At 34.0% G+C, this 17,312-nt stretch carries 13 protein-coding genes and 1 pseudogene; 11 read left to right on the plus strand and 3 right to left on the minus strand.

The window, feature by feature from the left end:
* Window positions 1–117: 117 nt before the first annotated feature.
* Window positions 118–2,460 carry a DNA internalization-related competence protein ComEC/Rec2 gene (locus tag HVS_RS07180; protein WP_101300674.1) on the plus strand — a complete coding sequence of 781 codons (2,343 nt, stop codon included), beginning with the start codon at window positions 118–120 and terminating at the stop codon, window positions 2,458–2,460.
* A gap of 43 nt (window positions 2,461–2,503) precedes the next feature.
* Window positions 2,504–3,511, plus strand: a complete 1,008-nt coding sequence (gene holA, locus HVS_RS07185; protein WP_101300676.1) for a DNA polymerase III subunit delta — start codon at window positions 2,504–2,506, stop codon at window positions 3,509–3,511.
* A 50-nt stretch (window positions 3,512–3,561) separates the two neighbouring features.
* Here holA and rpsT read toward each other — a convergent pair whose 3' ends face one another.
* Window positions 3,562–3,822 (minus strand): 30S ribosomal protein S20, encoded by a 261-nt coding sequence (gene rpsT, locus HVS_RS07190; RefSeq protein WP_101300678.1) that lies wholly within the window; start codon window positions 3,820–3,822, stop codon window positions 3,562–3,564.
* A 224-nt stretch (window positions 3,823–4,046) separates the two neighbouring features.
* On the opposite strand from rpsT, the gene gpr reads away from it, so the two are divergent.
* The 5 genes from gpr to ligA all read left to right on the plus strand — a co-directional run bounded on the left by gpr (window position 4,047) and on the right by ligA (window position 11,242).
* Entirely contained in the window at window positions 4,047–5,033 is a 987-nt protein-coding gene (gene gpr, locus HVS_RS07195; protein ID WP_101300680.1) for a GPR endopeptidase, read from the plus strand.
* Window positions 5,034–5,520: 487 nt separating this feature from the next.
* A complete protein-coding gene (locus HVS_RS07200; RefSeq protein ID WP_242971560.1) occupies window positions 5,521–6,960 on the plus strand; it encodes an ISLre2 family transposase in 1,440 nt (479 codons plus the stop codon).
* Window positions 6,961–7,573: 613 nt separating this feature from the next.
* On the plus strand, window positions 7,574–8,428 hold the full coding sequence (locus tag HVS_RS07205) for an N-acetylmuramoyl-L-alanine amidase family protein (protein WP_101300683.1): 855 nt from the start codon (window positions 7,574–7,576) through the stop codon (window positions 8,426–8,428).
* A gap of 91 nt (window positions 8,429–8,519) precedes the next feature.
* Complete coding sequence (locus tag HVS_RS07210) at window positions 8,520–9,215, plus strand: M50 family metallopeptidase (RefSeq protein WP_101300685.1); 696 nt, start codon at window positions 8,520–8,522, stop codon at window positions 9,213–9,215.
* A gap of 35 nt (window positions 9,216–9,250) precedes the next feature.
* Window positions 9,251–11,242 (plus strand): NAD-dependent DNA ligase LigA, encoded by a 1,992-nt coding sequence (gene ligA, locus HVS_RS07215; RefSeq protein WP_101300688.1) that lies wholly within the window; start codon window positions 9,251–9,253, stop codon window positions 11,240–11,242.
* A gap of 55 nt (window positions 11,243–11,297) precedes the next feature.
* On the opposite strand, the gene HVS_RS07220 is transcribed toward ligA, so the two are convergent.
* Together HVS_RS07220 and HVS_RS07225 are read right to left on the minus strand one after the other, a co-directional pair.
* Entirely contained in the window at window positions 11,298–12,038 is a 741-nt protein-coding gene (locus HVS_RS07220; RefSeq protein ID WP_101300690.1) for a putative ABC transporter permease, read from the minus strand.
* A 55-nt stretch (window positions 12,039–12,093) separates the two neighbouring features.
* Complete coding sequence (locus HVS_RS07225) at window positions 12,094–12,597, minus strand: HD domain-containing protein (RefSeq protein WP_101300692.1); 504 nt, start codon at window positions 12,595–12,597, stop codon at window positions 12,094–12,096.
* A gap of 523 nt (window positions 12,598–13,120) precedes the next feature.
* On the opposite strand from HVS_RS07225, the pseudogene HVS_RS07230 reads away from it, so the two are divergent.
* The 4 genes and pseudogenes from HVS_RS07230 to gatB form a co-directional block, all read left to right on the plus strand.
* Window positions 13,121–13,674 (plus strand): annotated as a pseudogene (locus tag HVS_RS07230) (response regulator transcription factor); the annotation flags it as partial.
* A 342-nt stretch (window positions 13,675–14,016) separates the two neighbouring features.
* Window positions 14,017–14,304, plus strand: coding sequence for an Asp-tRNA(Asn)/Glu-tRNA(Gln) amidotransferase subunit GatC (gene gatC / locus HVS_RS07235; RefSeq protein ID WP_101300694.1), 288 nt, complete (start codon window positions 14,017–14,019; stop codon window positions 14,302–14,304).
* 15 nt (window positions 14,305–14,319) lie between these two features.
* On the plus strand, window positions 14,320–15,774 hold the full coding sequence (gene gatA / locus HVS_RS07240) for an Asp-tRNA(Asn)/Glu-tRNA(Gln) amidotransferase subunit GatA (protein WP_101300696.1): 1,455 nt from the start codon (window positions 14,320–14,322) through the stop codon (window positions 15,772–15,774).
* Window positions 15,775–15,786: 12 nt separating this feature from the next.
* Window positions 15,787–17,226: an Asp-tRNA(Asn)/Glu-tRNA(Gln) amidotransferase subunit GatB gene (gene gatB / locus HVS_RS07245; protein ID WP_101300698.1), complete on the plus strand. Its 1,440-nt coding sequence runs from the start codon at window positions 15,787–15,789 to the stop codon at window positions 17,224–17,226.
* Window positions 17,227–17,312: the final 86 nt, after the last annotated feature.

The raw sequence follows: 17,312 nt of genomic DNA on the forward strand, positions 1-17,312 counted from the left end.
AGGTGGGGAAAAATCAGGATTTTCCTCACCTGAATATATAAATTTCAATATTAAGGCTTTAATATAGAACTAAAATTGGGTTTTAATTCAAAATTAAACATTTAGTGTGAGGTGTTTATGAAAAGACCTCTTACTCTTTTTTCCTTGGCACTTATATTTGGCATAACGATATCATATCTTACAAAATCATATCTTTTCATATTTTTTTCATCCCTTACAATTTTATTAATTTTATTTGCTATATTTGCAAATGAAAAAAGAGAAAATTTTATTATAGTTGGAACAGCCTTATTTTATTTTATAGGCGGGTTTAATTTTCTATACGGCTATAACAGCAACATTAATAAATATATTGAATTTGACCAGGAATATGTAACCATAAAAGGTTATGTTATTTCTGATCCTGAAATTAAAGAAAACAGGGTTTACTATGTAATAAGTACAGAAGAAATAATTTTAAAAGGTGATATAAGAAAAATCAATGGCAGGATAAGGCTTTCTACATTAAATGATACTGATTTTATTCCGTATGGAAAGGAAGTAAAAATATATGGCCGTCTAAACATTCCAAAAGGAAAAACAAATCCCGGTGCATTTGACTATAGAAATTATTTAATTCAGTCTAAAATATCAGCGGTGGTATTTGCCAAAGGGGAAAATATAAAGGTTAAAGATGGGTATAAGGGGAATTTTGCAGTTAAATACGGGCTGGCTTTAAGGGACAGGATAATGGAGGTTATAAATAAAAGCCTGCCGCCTTCCCAGGCCTCACTTCTAAATGCAATTTTATTAGGCTATAAAAGCGGCTTGGGGGAAAATATAGAAAAAATGTTCAGAGGTGCAGGGCTGGCACATGTTATTGTGGTTTCAGGAATGCATGTAGGGTATATTCTCTTGGGATTTATAGTGTTTTTTAGAAAGCTGGGGGTAAAAAGACCTTTTGCAAATATAATAACAATATTGGCTTTGTGGGGGTATGCACTGATAACAGGATTTGGTCCTTCTGTCTTGCGTGCTGTTATTATGGCTTCAATGGTTTTGGCAGGGGAGATAATAAAAAGGGAACCTGATGTAATAAACAGCATTTCATTTTCTGCTTTTTTAATTCTTTTATTTAATCCTGCCCTTCTTTTTAATGTGGGGTTTCAATTATCTTTTATTTCCACAATTTCAATAATATTGTTTTATAAAAATTTAAAAGAACTTCTAAGTATGAGAATGCTTCCACAATACCTTACTGATGTTGCTTCCCTTACCCTGTCTGCCCAATTAGGGGTGCTGCCTGTCACTGCATTTTATTTTAATGAAATATCTTTGGTGGGGGTTGTTTCTAATGTACTGGTTGCACCTGTAATTGGCATTATCACAATTTTAGGTCTTGTTATGGCTGTTTTGGGTCAGATACATATATTATTATCCCAATTGACCGGGCTTTGCAATAACACTCTTCTTAGTTTTGTGCTTTTTGTTTCTGATAAAACTTCCGATCTTCCCTTTGCAGCTGTAAGGGTTATAACTCCTTCTATATTGTTTGTAGTGATTTACTATATTTTTATACTATATTTTTTCTGGTACAAACCAAAGCACAAAGTAAAGCTGCTACCAAAGCAAAATATTATAATTTGGGTAAGTTTACTTTTTATAGTTTTAATAAAATTATTTATTCCAAAAGGTTTGGAAGTTGTTTTTTTGGATGTGGGGCAGGGGGATTGTGCATTTATAAGAACCCAGGAGGGGAAAACCATGTTAATTGACGGGGGAGGCTATATAAACAGGGACGATGATTCCAATACAGGGGACGACATAGTTATACCATTTCTTCTGGACTATGGTATTACAAAAATAGATGTTGTTGCTGTAACCCATGGACATGCTGACCATGCCCAAGGTTTAAAACCGGTTCTTGAAAGCTTTAAAGTTTCAAACTTTATAATTCCTGATGTGCCGGTGTTAGATGGGCTTGAAGAACTTTTAAGGGTAGCGGGGGAAGTAGGCATCAATGTTGAAAGGTGCAAAAAAGGTGATATAATTTATCTGGATAAAAAAACTTATTTTGAGGTTTTGCATCCTAAAGGTGGTTTTTATATTTATGAATCGCCTTTAAATAATAACTCCTTAGTGTTAAAATTGTATTATGAAGATGTTAGCATATTATTTACAGGGGATATTGAAAAAGAAGCAGAGATGATGCTTTTAGATGATGAAGCGCCGATTGGTGCAGATATATTAAAGGTTGCCCACCACGGTGCTGCAACTTCCACAACATTGGAATTTTTACAAAGGGTAAATCCATCAGTTGCTGTTATAAGTGTAGGAAGGAATAATTTCGGACATCCTTCAAATGAGGTTTTAGAGCTTTTAGAAAAAGAAGGCGTCCTTGTTTTGAGGACTGACATGGACGGCGCTGTTATAGTAAAATCAAAGGGTAAAAAATCAAAAATATCAAATTACAGGCAATAATACTTGTAAAGACAATAAAAATAAAGGCAGGTATGTTTTTTATATGAGTATTAAAATACTAAAAGAGGATTTAAAAAATAACAGTTTAAAAAATATTTATGTTTTTTATGGGGAAGAGGAATATTTAAAAAAATATTATATAGACAAAATTGAAGAAACTATCTTAGATGATAATTTCAAAAGTCTCAATAAAATAGTATTAGATGGAAAAGTAGAGGATGAAAAAATCATTGAAGCCTGTGAAACCATGCCTTTTTTTTCAGAGAGAAAGCTTGTTGTGGTAAAAAATTCAGATAGGTTTAACAGTAAAGGCAGTGCAAAATCTAAAAAAAATGAAGAAGAATTTATAAAGTATGTAGAAAACATACCCAAATATATTTGTCTGGTATTTTATGAAGATACCATTGACAAAAGGCTTAAAATTGTTAAAGGTATTAAAAATAACGGTCTTTTAGTTGAATTTCAGTATTTAAAGCAGCCAGAACTTGTTAAATGGGTTATAAAAACATTTAAATCATATAAAAAGATAATTGATGTAAATGCTGCCTCTTATTTAGTCAGTATAAGTGAACCGGGGATGACTGAAATATTAAATGAAATTGAAAAGCTGGTATCTTTTCTGGGAGAAAGGGAAAAGGTTGAAATAGACGATATAAATAAAGTTTGTACAAAGTCAGTTAAAAGCAGGGTATTTGATTTGGTGGATGCAGTTGCTGAAAAAAGAATAAGTGTAGCTTTAAAACTTTTAAATGACATGATAATATTAAAAGAGCCTTTACCTAAAATACTTTTGTTAATTGCAAGGCAGTTAAGGCTTATACTCCAGATGAAGGTTTTGTGTAATGAAGGTTTGGGCAAAAATGAAGCATGTGCTAAGCTGAATATAACACCTTATGTGGGGAGCAAAGTATATAACCAGGCTAAAAATTTTTCTGTTGAAAAGATTAAAGATGTCATAAAAGAGGCAATGGAGCTTGATTTAGCAATAAAGACAGGCAGGATAAATGACAGGATTGCAGCAGAAATCCTCATCTATAAACTGGCAGAGTAAATTAAGATAAAAAAGATAAAAAAAAAACGTACTTATGTACGTCTTTTTTCTTATTTAGAGGCATTTAAAGCCTTTGCAAGCTTAGACTTCATTCTCGCAGCAGTGTTTTTATGAAGTATGTTTTTAGCCACTGACCTGTCTATAACTTTTACAGCGTTCCTGAAAGCCTCTTGAGCATTTGAATCTTTATTAGCGATAGCTTCCCTGGATTTTTTCAATGTTGTTTTTAAAACTGATCTTCTAATATTGTTTCTAAGTGTTTTACGTTTTGTTGAACGCACTCTTTTCATGGCTGATCTTACATTTGGCATCCCTTTCACCTCCTGCGAGTTAATTAACAAAATGTATTTTATCATGAATAGAATTAAATTGCAAGGGAATTTGTTTATTTTTCTTTAGTTGATTTAAACAAGGTATTTTTTCTAGATTATATGGAAAAATAATAGTTGATTATAGCACTTTTTTTATAAAAAAATTTATAGCTTACAGACAAATATTGGGAATTTACAAGTTATTTAAGGAAGGAGAGTTTTTTTTGAGCAGGGATGTAAGAACTGATTTGGTTTTAGAGGCACATGAGCTGATAAAGGAAAATGAATTTAGTGAAAGAAGGGACCCGCCGGGGGTGGAAGTGGAAACCAGCGGGGACGAAGAAATAAGGATAACAAGGGTTAAGGTTGTATCCCCTGAAGGGGAAAAAGCGATAGGCAAGCCAATGGGCAATTATATTACACTGGAAGTTCCGAGGCTAAAAGAAAATGACCAGACCTTATATGAAAATACATGTAAAGCCTTGGCAAAGGAATTTGAAAGAATATTAAATTTAGATGAAAAATCCACAGTATTGGTGGTTGGACTGGGAAATTGGAATGTTACCCCTGATGCTTTAGGTCCAAAAACATTATCACAACTTATGGTTACAAGGCATCTTTTGGAATATGTCCCTAAAGAAGTTGATGAAGGTGTAAGACCTGTATGTGCAATTGCACCGGGAGTATTGGGAATTACAGGTATTGAGACAGGTGAAATTATAAGGGGGATAGTAGATAAGATAAAGCCTGATGTGGTTATAGCAATTGATGCACTTGCTTCAAGGCGTATGGAACGTGTTAATACCACCATTCAGATAGCAGATACAGGTATTTCCCCAGGGTCAGGAGTGGGTAACAAACGGATGGCGCTTTCTAAAGAGACTTTAGGAGTGCCTGTTATAGCGGTGGGAGTTCCTACCGTTGTTGATGCGGCAACAATGGCCAATGACACAATTGATAAAGTAATAGACAGCCTTATAAATGAAGCTAAAGAAGAAAAGGATTTTTATAATATGTTAAAGAATATAGACAGAGGGGAAAAGTACCAGTTGATACAGGAAGTCTTACAGCCCTATGTGGGAAACCTTATTGTAACACCTAAAGAAATTGACGATGTTGTTGACAGAATTGCAAAAGTAATAGCAAACGGATTAAATATTGCACTTCATCAGGGCATAACTTTAAATGATGTAAACAGGTACCTGCAGTAAATGTTTTTAATTAAAAAGCCAGCCGGGGAAATCTAAGACAAAGGGCGTACTAACTCTAAAAAAATAGGTGGACTGACTCTAAAACAAATAGGTGGACTGACTCTAAAACAAATAGGTGGACTGACTCTAAAACAAATAGGTGGACTGACTCTAAAACAAATAGGTGGACTGACTCTAAAACAAATAGGTGGACTGACTCTAAAACAAATAGGTGGACTGACTCTAAAACAAATAGGTGGACTGACTCTAAAACAAATAGGCGGGCTGACACTAAAATAAATAGGTGGGCTAACTCTAAAACAAATGGGGGGACTGACATTAAAACAAATGAACCGACTAAATAGAAAAAATAAAAAATTCTGAAAGAAGTTAGCGTAAAGTTATTGTAGGGAATGAGACATAAAATACCATATAAAATTGAAAAGAAGATGACATCCTGTTAAGATATTAATACAAAAAAAATCTAACAGAAAGGATGACATCTTCTATGTATAATAGTATACAACATTTTAATGAATTTGGGGCAAAAAGAATTGAAAAAAAGATAAAAAATTTTATTGAAGAAGGAAAAGACTTAGCTGATCTTATTCTTGGTCTGAAAGAAGATTTATTTAAACTTGGACGCGATATACTTAAAGAAGTGCTTGAAGATATGGATGAATATTTACGTAACTGTGAAATAAGGAAACAGTATTGGGAAATTATAAGAAAAGATAAAACATCTATTTTAACGACATTTGGAACACTAAGTTATAACAGGACATATTTTAAGCATAAGGAAAATGGTAATAGACAACACCTGGTCGACAGGATTGTAGGTGTAGAACCACATGACAGAGTAAGTGCCGATGTTGTAATTAATGCAATAGAAGAAGCAGCTGACAGCAGCTACAGAAAGGCAGGAGAAAAGGCGACATATATTGATGAAATCAGCAAACAAGCTGTGATGAATAAAATACATAATATTGAAATAGTTGAGCCTGAAATAAAAGTAGATAAAAAGAGAAAAGTAAAAATATTGTATGTTGAGGCAGACGAGGATCATGTAGCATTACAACAAAAAAGTATATTGAGACAGAATGAGAAGGGCAAGAGAAATACAATTATGCCAAAACTTGTATATGTGCATGAGGGAATTGACTTTGAAAAAAGTAATAAGAAGAGAAAAGTATTAAAGAATGTTCGATATTTTGGGGGTGTGTATAATAATTCAGAAAATTTGTGGCTTGAAGTATCGGAATACATATATAAACAATATGACGTTGATTTTTTAGAGACGGTGTATATATTAGGAGATGGGGCGTCATGGATAAGGCAAGGAGTTAACTGGCTTTCAAAAAGTAAATTTGTACTTGATAGATACCATCTTCAAAAATACGTAAGAGTTGCAACCACACATTTAAATGATGAAGCAATAAGCCAAGATTTACAGGACGCATTGAATTTATCTGATAAAAAAAAGCTAACAAAGGTTTTTAAAAAGATAATCGAAAAGACAGGCGATAATGAAAGTAAAATAAAGGCTATAAAAAATGCAAAGCGATATATTTTAAATAATTGGGATGGTATAGAAATAAGGTCAAACAGAGGAATAGTGGGTTGTAGTGCTGAAGGTCATGTGAGTCATGTATTTTCATCCCGTTTAAGTTCAAGACCTAAAGGCTGGTCGAGAAAAGGTGTAGAAAAGATGTCAAAGCTGATAATATACAAGAAGAATGGCGGTAAGGTATATGACATAGTTATGGCACAAAAACAAAAAAAGTTAGCAGCTAGTAGGCAAGAAATTCAGGAAAAATTAATTAAGGAATTAAAGAAGTCATCAAACAGGTATGAGAGTGTATGGAATAGTAATTTAACTGTTATTCATAAGGGGTGTAAAACTGGTTTATATAAAGAATTAAGGCGTATTATAGGTATATGCGGATAGGGATGAGGTAATAATAAAGCAAAAATTACGGGAAAGTTTACAAGTAAGCCTATCCAATAGGAATTATACATATCTAAAAAAAGACAAAGAAAAAGAAAAAACATAAAAAAAGAAAAAGAAAAGAAAAAAGCAAAACTTTAGTACCATGACCCGCGAAGCCCTACTACTTGTCAAGGCCGGGCTTTGCCCGCTTGTTTTAGCCTTGACAAAATGGAAAATGGTACAATAGAAATACTTTTTTCTTTTAAAAGTAGCGTTAAAATGTGAAGGAACATAGATAACAAAATGTACTGATTTGTGACAATCATTGAGTAAAATGGATTCTTTATAGGAAGAAAGAGTTATATGGTATAATAGAGAATAAGTTAGAGGAGTTATAAAAGAAAATAATTAGCTCAGCATGCAAATTATGCAAAATACTCTCGTTACTAAGAGACCGTTATTTGAAATAGTTGTATAAAAAATGGGATGCCATCTACTTTTCTTTTTCCTACAATAAATTGACGCTATCCTGAAAGAAATAGAATATGGACAAAAGGCCAGAATTATTTGATAATAAGTATATGAGAAATAGTTTGTTTTATGTATTTTATTTTATTAACAGGGGGCTATTATGGATCTTAAGATATTTTTAAACAGACTACATGCCCGGTATTTAAAATTATCCGGTGCCAAAAAAACTATAATTTTTATACTTGTATTTACTTTGGGTTTTGTACTTGGAAGTGCATTTAGAAGCAATAAAGACACTATCGAAAGTAAAAGCAATGCATTTCAAGAAAATAAAGACAAAAACAGCTTAGCAGAAAAAAATCATGGGAACAGTGAATCTAAGGAAGAAACAGAAAAAGGACCTGTAGAAAGGGAAGTTATTGTTGTAATTGACTCGGGGCATGGTGGGGAAGATTTTGGCACATATTATGGAAATATACTTGAAAAAGATTTAAATTTGGATATATCCCTCAGGATGGGTTCTATAGTGGAGGAAGCAGGGATAAAGGTAGTATATACCAGGACCGAAGACAAGGATGTAGGACTTGAAGAAAGGGCTTTTATGGCAAATGATTTGGATGCTACTTTATTTATAAGTGTCCACAACAATTCAATGCCTGATAATCCAAACTACAAGGGGACGGAGACTCTTTATTGTCCTTCACAAAACCCGGTATATGATAATATGGACGGGAAAAAGCTTGCTGCCATTGTACAGAGGAATTTAGTGAGTACACTAAGTACCATTGACAATGGCATAATAGAAAGACCTAATTTAGTTGTGCTTAGAAAAACCAAGATGCCTGCGGTTATAGCTGAAATTGCATATCTTTCCAATGCTCAGGACAGGGAATTATTAAAACAGGAAGAGTTTAGGCAAAAAGCAGCCCATGCCTTGGCTGATTCAGTTTTTGAGGCTCTTGAGGTAATGGGTGCAGAAAAAGATGAAGAAGGTGTTTGGAAAATAAAAAAGTGATTTTAAAATCTTCTGATTTGTTGCCACTTTTAGCTATATAGTATATAATAGACATGTTAATATTTTAAAGTCTATATTTTGAGGTTTTAATATGAAACATTTATGGAGATATATATTTATACTTACTGCTATAATTATATTATGGAATCAGTTTATACTAAGACCTATAAGGATATTATCCATATTTATCCATAAAATAGGATACTCTTTTATAGCCTTTCTTTTTGGATATGGCAAGGAAGCATTTTCAGCCGCATTTGAAAACTTAGGGGTTACTATATTAAATGTCCCGGGCTGGTTTTCTTCCTTTTTTGTCTTAAATGGAGGATATATAAGCAGTGCATTGTTTTTTGTAATAATAACCGGTCTTAAAAAAACCGGTGCTAAAAAGTATTTACTCGGGATTATAGCAATTGTATATATGTTTATTTCTGTTATCAACCCGGCACTTCAATTTACCTGGGTGTATATAATCTTTTTTGTCAGTATTGTTATCATTCTGTACATGGTTAAGAAAAGTTCACTGGAAGAGTGGATAATTGATATAGCAGGCATATCAGCTATAGCATATATTATTTATGATACATTTGTTGATACCATCCTGTTTACCATTAATGAAAAATTTAATATAATAAATAGCTGGAGAAGTGCCCCGCCGGCTTATCTTGTAAAATTAAGCGAAATAACTCCGCTGCCGGCTTTGGTGTGGGCAATAATATGGCTTGTCATAAGTATATTATTATTTCATATGCTACTGATAAAATCATCAAGATATTTAAGAAGATAAGTTTAGTTTAAGTTTTTTAAATGGAGGGAGTTTTTTTGAAAATAGAAGAGAGAATACAAAAATTAAGGGATATAATCAATTATCACAACCATAAGTATTATGTTGAGGATTCACCTGAAATAAGCGATTATGAATATGATAAATTGTACAGGGAACTGGAAGAACTTGAAAGCCAAAGACCGGATTTAATTACGCCGGATTCGCCTACCCAAAGGGTGGGGGGGGAGCCTTTGTCGGGATTTGAAAAAGTCCAGCACAATGTACATATGCAAAGCCTTTCAGATGCCTTTAGTAATGAAGAATTATATGCCTTTGACAGAAGGGTCAGGGAAGTTGTAGGAAATAACGTGGAATACGTTGTTGAGAAAAAAATAGACGGTCTTTCTGTTGCTTTAAGATATGAAAACGGGGTGTTTGTAAGAGGGGCTACCCGGGGTGATGGTTTTGTGGGAGAAGATGTAACATCAAATTTAAAAACCATAAGATCAATTCCCTTGGTGTTAAAGGAGAAATTACCTTTATTGGAAGTCAGGGGAGAGGTTTTTATATCCAAAGAAAATTTTGAAAAAATAAATGAACAGCAAAAAAAGGATGGGCAGATGCTTTTTGCCAACCCCAGAAATGCCGCTGCAGGGTCACTTAGGCAACTTGACCCTAAGATTGCAAGTCTTAGGAAATTGGATATATTTATTTTTAATGTACAGGATGTACAAGGAAAAACCTTTAAAACTCACAGTGAATCTTTAGAATTTATGAAAGAAGCAGGGCTTAAAATCAGTCCCGGGTATAAGGTTTGCAAAAACATAAAAGAGGTTATAGAGGAAATAGACAGGATTGGTAAAGAAAGAGAGAAATTGCCTTTTGAAATTGACGGGGCTGTGGTAAAAGTAAATTCTTTAGAACAGAGAAATCTTTTAGGAAGTACTTCAAAGGTACCCAAATGGGCAATAGCCTATAAATATCCTGCAGAAATAAAAGAAACTGTAATTAAGGATATATGGGTTAATGTGGGAAGGACAGGTGTTCTTACTCCCAATGCTCTTTTAGAACCTGTGCAAATTGCAGGTACAACTGTAAGCAGGGCGACTCTTCACAATATGGACTATATTGAAGAAAGGGATATTCGTATTGGAGACTGGGTGAAGATAAGAAAAGCAGGGGATATAATTCCTGAGATTGTAGAATCCATACCTGAGAAAAGAAGTGGGAATGAACGACCTTTTATTATGCCGGAGAAATGTCCGGAATGCGGGGCAGATGTGGTAAGAGAAGAAGGAGAAGTTGCCCACAGGTGTACAGGTATAGAGTGTCCTGCCCAGCTTTATAGAAGCATTATACACTTTGCTTCAAGGGATGCAATGAATATTGAGGGTTTAGGACCTGCTATAATTGAAGTGCTGCTAAAAAAAGGCTTTATTAAGGGAATAGCGGATTTATACTATTTAAAAGATTATAAGGATGAGCTTTTAAAATTGGACAGAATGGGAGAAAAATCTGTAGAAAATCTTTTAAATTCAATTGAAAGAACTAAGGATAACAATATTGACAGGCTTATAAACGGTTTTGGAATAAGGCATATAGGTCTTAGGGCTGCCCAGCTTTTAAGTGAAAATTTTGAATCTATAGATGAAATTAAAAATGCTTCTTTTGAAGACTTTATAAAGATACCTGAATTTGGTGAAAAGATGGCAGAAAGCCTTGTTATTTTCTTTAAGCAGGAGCAAACTGAGGATACAATAAATAAGCTAAGGAGTGCAGGGGTAAATTTAAAGAGCAGGAGCAGGGCAAAGCATAGTGATAACAGGTTTGAAGGCCTTACCTTTGTTTTAACGGGTACTTTAGAAAGCTATAAAAGGAATGAGGCAGCAGAAATAATAAGGAGTTTTGGCGGAAAAGTTTCCGGCAGCGTTTCAAAAAAGACGGATTATGTTTTAGCAGGAGAAGAAGCAGGCAGCAAACTTACAAAGGCAAGGGAACTTGGAATAAAAATAATTGATGAAAATGAATTTAAAAAAATGATTTTATGATACTTTTTATTTGTTTTTTTATTTATTTTTTTATTTATTTTTTAATATTATTATTTTAAGTTTGAAACCTGCTCTTAATTTCAACTTTTATTTTATTAATTCTATCATTTATGATACTGATTCTTTCGTTTAAAATACTCCTTACATCCCGGTTTAAAATACCGGCATTTAAAAATAACAGACGTGGGAACGCAAGGAAAAATCTTTTGTATTTTATTATTATTTCTTTATATTTACTAATAGACAAATCAGAATAGTTTATAATTGCTTTTCTCAAATCTAACATGCCGGCTACCGATTTAACGGTGTCATAAAGGAAATACAAAATCAATAAAGATGAAACAATTACTTTAGCCAATACAGGTACCGGGTAAATAAATTGTACAATAACAGGGTGTACTATTTGTATTAACAAAAATGCCAGCATACCCCACAGAAGGGAATATTTTAAGCAGATATATCCCATTATATTCATAGCGTCATCGCTGTAATCCCACCATTTAGTTTTGAATATTTTTTCTAATGCTAACCCGGTGATAAATTCTAAAATGGTAACCAACAAAGTAGAAATGACTATGCACATTAATACTGATATGTAATTATTACCATAAAGATTTTCGATCCACTTTAAAGACCGGATAATCAATATTGCACCAAAACCATAGATTGGTGTAAAGGGTCCGGTCAAAAACCCCCTGTTTATGAATTTTTTTTGATTTATACTGGCATAAGCTGTTTCCATTACCCACCCCAGGAAAGAATATATTGAGAAATATAAAACTACATCCCAAAGCATATTTATACTCCCTTTCCTTTTTATATTTTTTTTATAACAAAATATCTACTTAAAACTAAACGGATATCCTCCTGCCTGGTATTCTTTTATGCATTTTTTGCTGTATAACATTTATTCGAAATATTTCATTTATAGCACAAAATTTGTCAGCAATACATACAATCCAGCTTTCTAAATAATATGGTGGTATGGGTGTTAGCGGAAACATATGCCTTAAGATGATGTTTTCCTCTTTTGGTGTCAGTTCAAGATCTTCACGGGCATTTTGCAAGGCTTTTCTTGGATGAAAAAAGCCATGCAGGCGATGTCCTTTATTTTTGTCATGCCAATCGTATAAAAAGTAATCGTGAAGCAAAGCCCCTCTTATCAAAGATGCATAGTCCACATTAAGTCGTAGCTTAGATGCAATCCAACAGCTCATATATGCCACTTTGATACAGTGCTCATATACGCTTGTTTTCCCATGCTGCATATATTTAGTTGTTTGTGAAAAACGTGAATTTTTAGACAACTGTGCAATAGTGTCTTCAATGATTGGCCCGTATTCTTTTAAAACCATACGTCAGAACATTACCTCCTTTTATTCCTCAACCTATCTTACAGCTACAGAGGAATGTAAAGCCACCAAATTAGGAAAGAAGATGACATCCTGTTATAATATAACCGTTCAATAATATAGAATGAAAGGATGATATCTTCTATGTATAATAGTATACAACATTTTAATGGATTTGGGGTAAAAAATTTTGAAAAAAATTAAAAGAATTTGTCGTATTTTTGGTTATTCAATTCCCGGTTTATTACTTTCTTTTACAAATATACTTTTATCCAGTCAAGTGCTATGCATCTTTAATAATTGATGCTAGCGTTTCTGGTGCATCTACATTATTCTATAAAAATAAGTAAGTTACAATGGAATTTAAAAAGCCACTGCAAAGAGGTATAATTTCAGTGGCATTTAATTTTTAATAAAATCTTAAGAATTTTATTAAGTGTTTTGTAAAATCTGCCTGATATGATATAAGAAAAAAAGCAGGTGAATTGGCATGTATTTTTTTTAAATGGTACAGGAGGTTTAAATAATGGATAAATACAATATTTTGGTGTGCGATGATGACGAGGGGATAGTTAATGCACTGGAAATTTACTTAACTCAGGAAAATTAAAATGTTTTTAAGGCTAATACTGGAAAGCAGGCACTTAATGTTTTGGAACAGGAAAAAATCCATCTGGTCATAATGGATGTGATGATGCCTGAACTGGACGGACTTACTGCAACGGTAAAAATACGCAAAGAGATGAATATACCCATAATAATATTGTCTGCAAAGTCGGAGGACACAGACAAAATAACAGGTCTTAACTTTGGCGCCGACGACTATGAACTAAGCCTTTTAATCCTTTGGAGCTTATTGCAAGGGTAAAATTCCAGCTAAGACGGTATACTCTCCTGGGAGGAGCAGAAGAGAGAAGAGGGATATTAAAAACCGGAGGGTTGGAGCTTGACGTGGAGGCAAAGGAGTTGAGAGTTGACGGAGAAGTGGTGCAGCTGACGGCAACGGAATATGGTATTGTTTTATTTCTCATGAAGAATATGGGTAAAGTGTTTTCCATTGATGAAATTAATGAAAATGTGTGAAATGAGCCTTCATATTATGATAAGGAAAATTCAATATAGAAATAGACGGGGATTTATTTAAGGTGTTTGTGGAAATACCTCTGTGGGAAGAGTAAAAGAAAGAATCATAAAGAAAGAATCATAAAGAAAGAATCATAAAGAAAGAATCATCTATAAAAGGGGCTGTGGCACTAAAAAATTAGTGTCCAGCCTTTTTTAGTGCGCCCGGCATGGGCGCAGTCTAATGGGTGAAATTTCACAAACTTTCAAAAAACGCGCTTTAATTGTTCCAATGTGGAACAATCATTGACGTTAGGTATGTGGTTTTATATAATAAGGTAGGGGTAGGAGGGAGTGGAGTTGAAGTTTACAAAAGGTACCATAGAACACATTGCAGAGCTTGCAAGGCTTGAATTTACAGAAGAAGAAAAAGAAGAGCTGGCTTTATACATGGAAAAAATCATTTCACATTTAGATAAACTAGATGAATTAGACACTTCATATGTTAAAGCTACAGAACACATAATACCGCTAAATAATGTATTTAGAGAAGATGAAGTGGAAAATTCTTTTGACAGGGACGAGATGTTAAAAAATGCACCGGAGAAAGGATCCGGATGTTTTAAAGTTCCTAAAATTCTTGAATAAACGGGAGGATATACGGTGGAGTTATATGACCTGACGGTGTACCAGCTGAGTGATTTAATTAAAAGCAAAAAACTTGGTGTGGCGGAACTTACCAAAGCCATAATTGACAGAATTAAAAAAATTGACGGCAATATTGGAAGTTATATAACTGTATTAGAAGAAGATGCAATTAAACAATCTGAAAAAATCCAGGAAAAAATCAATAAAGGAACTGCCAAGTCGCCTCTTGCAGGTATTCCAATGGCTTTGGCAGATAATATATGCACCAAAGGAATAAAAACAAGCTGTGCATCCAAAATGCTGGAAAATTTTACGCCGCCATACAGTGCAACTGTATATGATAAACTTCTTTCAGAAGACACAGTACTTATGGGAAAGCTCAATACAGGTGAGTTTTCAATGGGAGATACCACAGGGAATTCCTATTACAAACAATACAAAAACCCCTGGAATACTTACAGGGTGGCAGGAGACTCAAATGGTGGGGGAGCGGCAGCGGTGGCAGCAGGTTTGGCAGGTTTTGCTTTAGCCTCCGACATGGATGGCTCAATAAGGCGGCCTGCTTCATTTTGTGGAGTGTTAGCATTAAAACCTACATACGGTTTGGTTTCACGCTATGGTTTAATTGCCTCTGCACCTTCTTTGGAGCAAATAGGATCTGTAACCAAAGATGTAACTGATTGTGCTTTGGTTTTAAATGCAATACAGGGGTATGATAAAAGGGATTCTACATCTGTAAATAAAGGTTATACTGACTATACCAGAGCTTTGGTTAACGACATTAAAGGTATGTCAATCGGGATACCAAAAGAGTATATTACCGGGGAAGTTGACCCTGAGGTAAAAAAAGCTGTTTTAAATTCAGTTAAAATTTTAACAAGTCTTGGGGCGGAGTGTGAGGAGTTTTCTTTGCCTGTCGCCGAATACGCAGCTTCTGTGTATTATATTATTTCTTCTGCGGAGGCAAGTTCTAACCTTGCCAGGTATGACGGGATAAAATACGGTTATAGGGCAAAAGAGTATAAAGACCTTTTGGATTTATATAAAAAAAGCAGAAGTGAAGGCTTTGGAAAAGAAGTTAAAAAAAGAATTGTGCTTGGTACCTTTGTACTAAGCTCTGAATACTATGACAAGTACTATAAAAAGGCTCTGAAGATGAGAACTCTTATAATTGAAGCTTTTATAAAAGCCTTTGATAAATATGATGTTATAATTGCACCCACAGTACCGACGACAGCTTATAAATCAGAGAGGAAAACAAAAGAGCCTTTTAATAAAGATTATATGTATACCGTACCGGCAAATATTGCAGGGCTTCCTGGTATGTCCATACCCTGCGGTGTGGATAAGGATGGTCTTCCCATAGGTTTACATCTTGTTGCAAAGCCTTTTGGAGAAAGTACCTTGCTAAAACTTGCATATACTTTTGAACAAAACACAAATTTTCATAAAAACAGGGCCAGGATTTGAGGTGAAGACTAAATGGAATATGAAGTTGTTATAGGTCTTGAAGTTCATGCGGAGCTTTCTACAAAATCTAAAATATTTTGTTCTTGTACAACAGAGTTTGGAGGGGATGTTAATACCCATATTTGTCCGGTTTGTACAGGTATGCCCGGTACTCTTCCGGTTTTAAATAAAAAAGTGGTGGAATATGCAGTACGTGCAGGTCTGGCTACAAATTGCAGTATTTCTGAATACAGCAAGCTGGACAGAAAAAACTATTATTATCCTGACACTCCAAAAGCCTATCAAATATCCCAGTATGACATACCAATTTGCCATGGTGGATATATTGACATAGATATAAATGGCAGGGAAAAAAGAATAGGTATTACCAGGATACATATTGAGGAAGATGCAGGAAAACTTATGCACGATGATAAAGGAGAAGCATCTTTCATAGACTATAACAGAAGCGGTGTTCCACTAATAGAAATTGTGTCAGAACCTGATATGCGTTCAGCTGAAGAAGCAAAAGCATATTTAGAATCATTAAAGGCTATACTTGAATATATCAATGTATCTGACTGCAAAATGCAGGAAGGATCCTTTAGGGCAGATGTAAACCTTTCTGTAAGAAAAAAAGGTGAAAGTAAACTTGGTACCAGGACTGAAATGAAAAACTTAAGTTCATTCAGGGCTGTTGTAAGAGCCATTGAATATGAAGCAGCACGCCAGATTGAAGAAATTAAAGCAGGAAGGGAAATTGTGCAGGAGACAAGACGCTGGGATGAAGGGAAAAATATGAGTTTTTCCATGAGAAGTAAGGAAGAAGCTCAAGATTACAGGTTTTTTCCCGAACCTGATTTAGTGCCTGTTGTAGTTGATGCAAAGTGGAAGGAAGAAATTAAAAACAGCCTTCCTGAACTTCCGAGGGACAGGATGAAGAGATACATTAATGATTTTTCACTTCCTCAATATGATGCATCTATTATCACCGGTTCAAAAAAGCTGGCGGATTTTTTTGAAGAAACAGCAAAAAAAAGCAATAATGCAAAGGCGGCAAGCAATTGGATAATGGGAGAAGTTTTGAGGGTTTTGAAAGAAAAACAAATGGAAGTTGAAGAAATACCTTTTCCTCCAAAGTACCTTGCAGAACTTATAATATTAATTGATAAAGGGGTAATTAGCGGGACTATTGGAAAAACGGTTTTTGAAGAAATGTTCAAAAGCGGGAAAAATCCTGAAACTATAGTGGAGGAAAAAGGTCTTAAAGTTATAAATGATGAGGGGCAAATATTTAATATTGTTTCTGAAGTTTTAAAGAAAAATTCTAAATCCGTTGAAGATTATAAAAACGGAAAAAAGAGAGCTTTTGGTTTTTTAGTGGGACAGGTTATGAAGGAGACGGGAGGAAAGGCAGATCCTAAAATTGTAAATGAAGTTTTAAAAAAAGAATTAGAAAAAAGTGCTGATTAAAATAAGCTGTTAATTAGAATATATAAAACCAGAAGTTAATTAGATGAAGTTAATCAGATAAAATAGAAGTTAATTATAATAAGATG

The organism is Acetivibrio saccincola (assembly GCF_002844395.1).
Classification (GTDB): domain Bacteria; phylum Bacillota; class Clostridia; order Acetivibrionales; family Acetivibrionaceae; genus Herbivorax; species Herbivorax saccincola.

What these genes read in the sequence shown, in the direction of transcription:
- HVS_RS07180 (WP_101300674.1), top strand. Translation starts at nt 118, where the DNA reads ATGAAAAGACCTCTTACTCTTTTTTCCTTGGCACTTATATTTGGCATA.
- holA (WP_101300676.1), top strand. Translation starts at nt 2,504, where the DNA reads ATGAGTATTAAAATACTAAAAGAGGATTTAAAAAATAACAGTTTAAAA.
- rpsT (WP_101300678.1), bottom strand. Translation starts at nt 3,822, where the DNA reads ATGCCAAATGTAAGATCAGCCATGAAAAGAGTGCGTTCAACAAAACGT.
- HVS_RS07200 (WP_242971560.1), top strand. Translation starts at nt 5,521, where the DNA reads ATGTATAATAGTATACAACATTTTAATGAATTTGGGGCAAAAAGAATT.
- HVS_RS07205 (WP_101300683.1), top strand. Translation starts at nt 7,574, where the DNA reads ATGGATCTTAAGATATTTTTAAACAGACTACATGCCCGGTATTTAAAA.
- HVS_RS07210 (WP_101300685.1), top strand. Translation starts at nt 8,520, where the DNA reads ATGAAACATTTATGGAGATATATATTTATACTTACTGCTATAATTATA.
- HVS_RS07220 (WP_101300690.1), bottom strand. Translation starts at nt 12,038, where the DNA reads ATGCTTTGGGATGTAGTTTTATATTTCTCAATATATTCTTTCCTGGGG.
- HVS_RS07225 (WP_101300692.1), bottom strand. Translation starts at nt 12,597, where the DNA reads ATGGTTTTAAAAGAATACGGGCCAATCATTGAAGACACTATTGCACAG.
- gatB (WP_101300698.1), top strand. Translation starts at nt 15,787, where the DNA reads ATGGAATATGAAGTTGTTATAGGTCTTGAAGTTCATGCGGAGCTTTCT.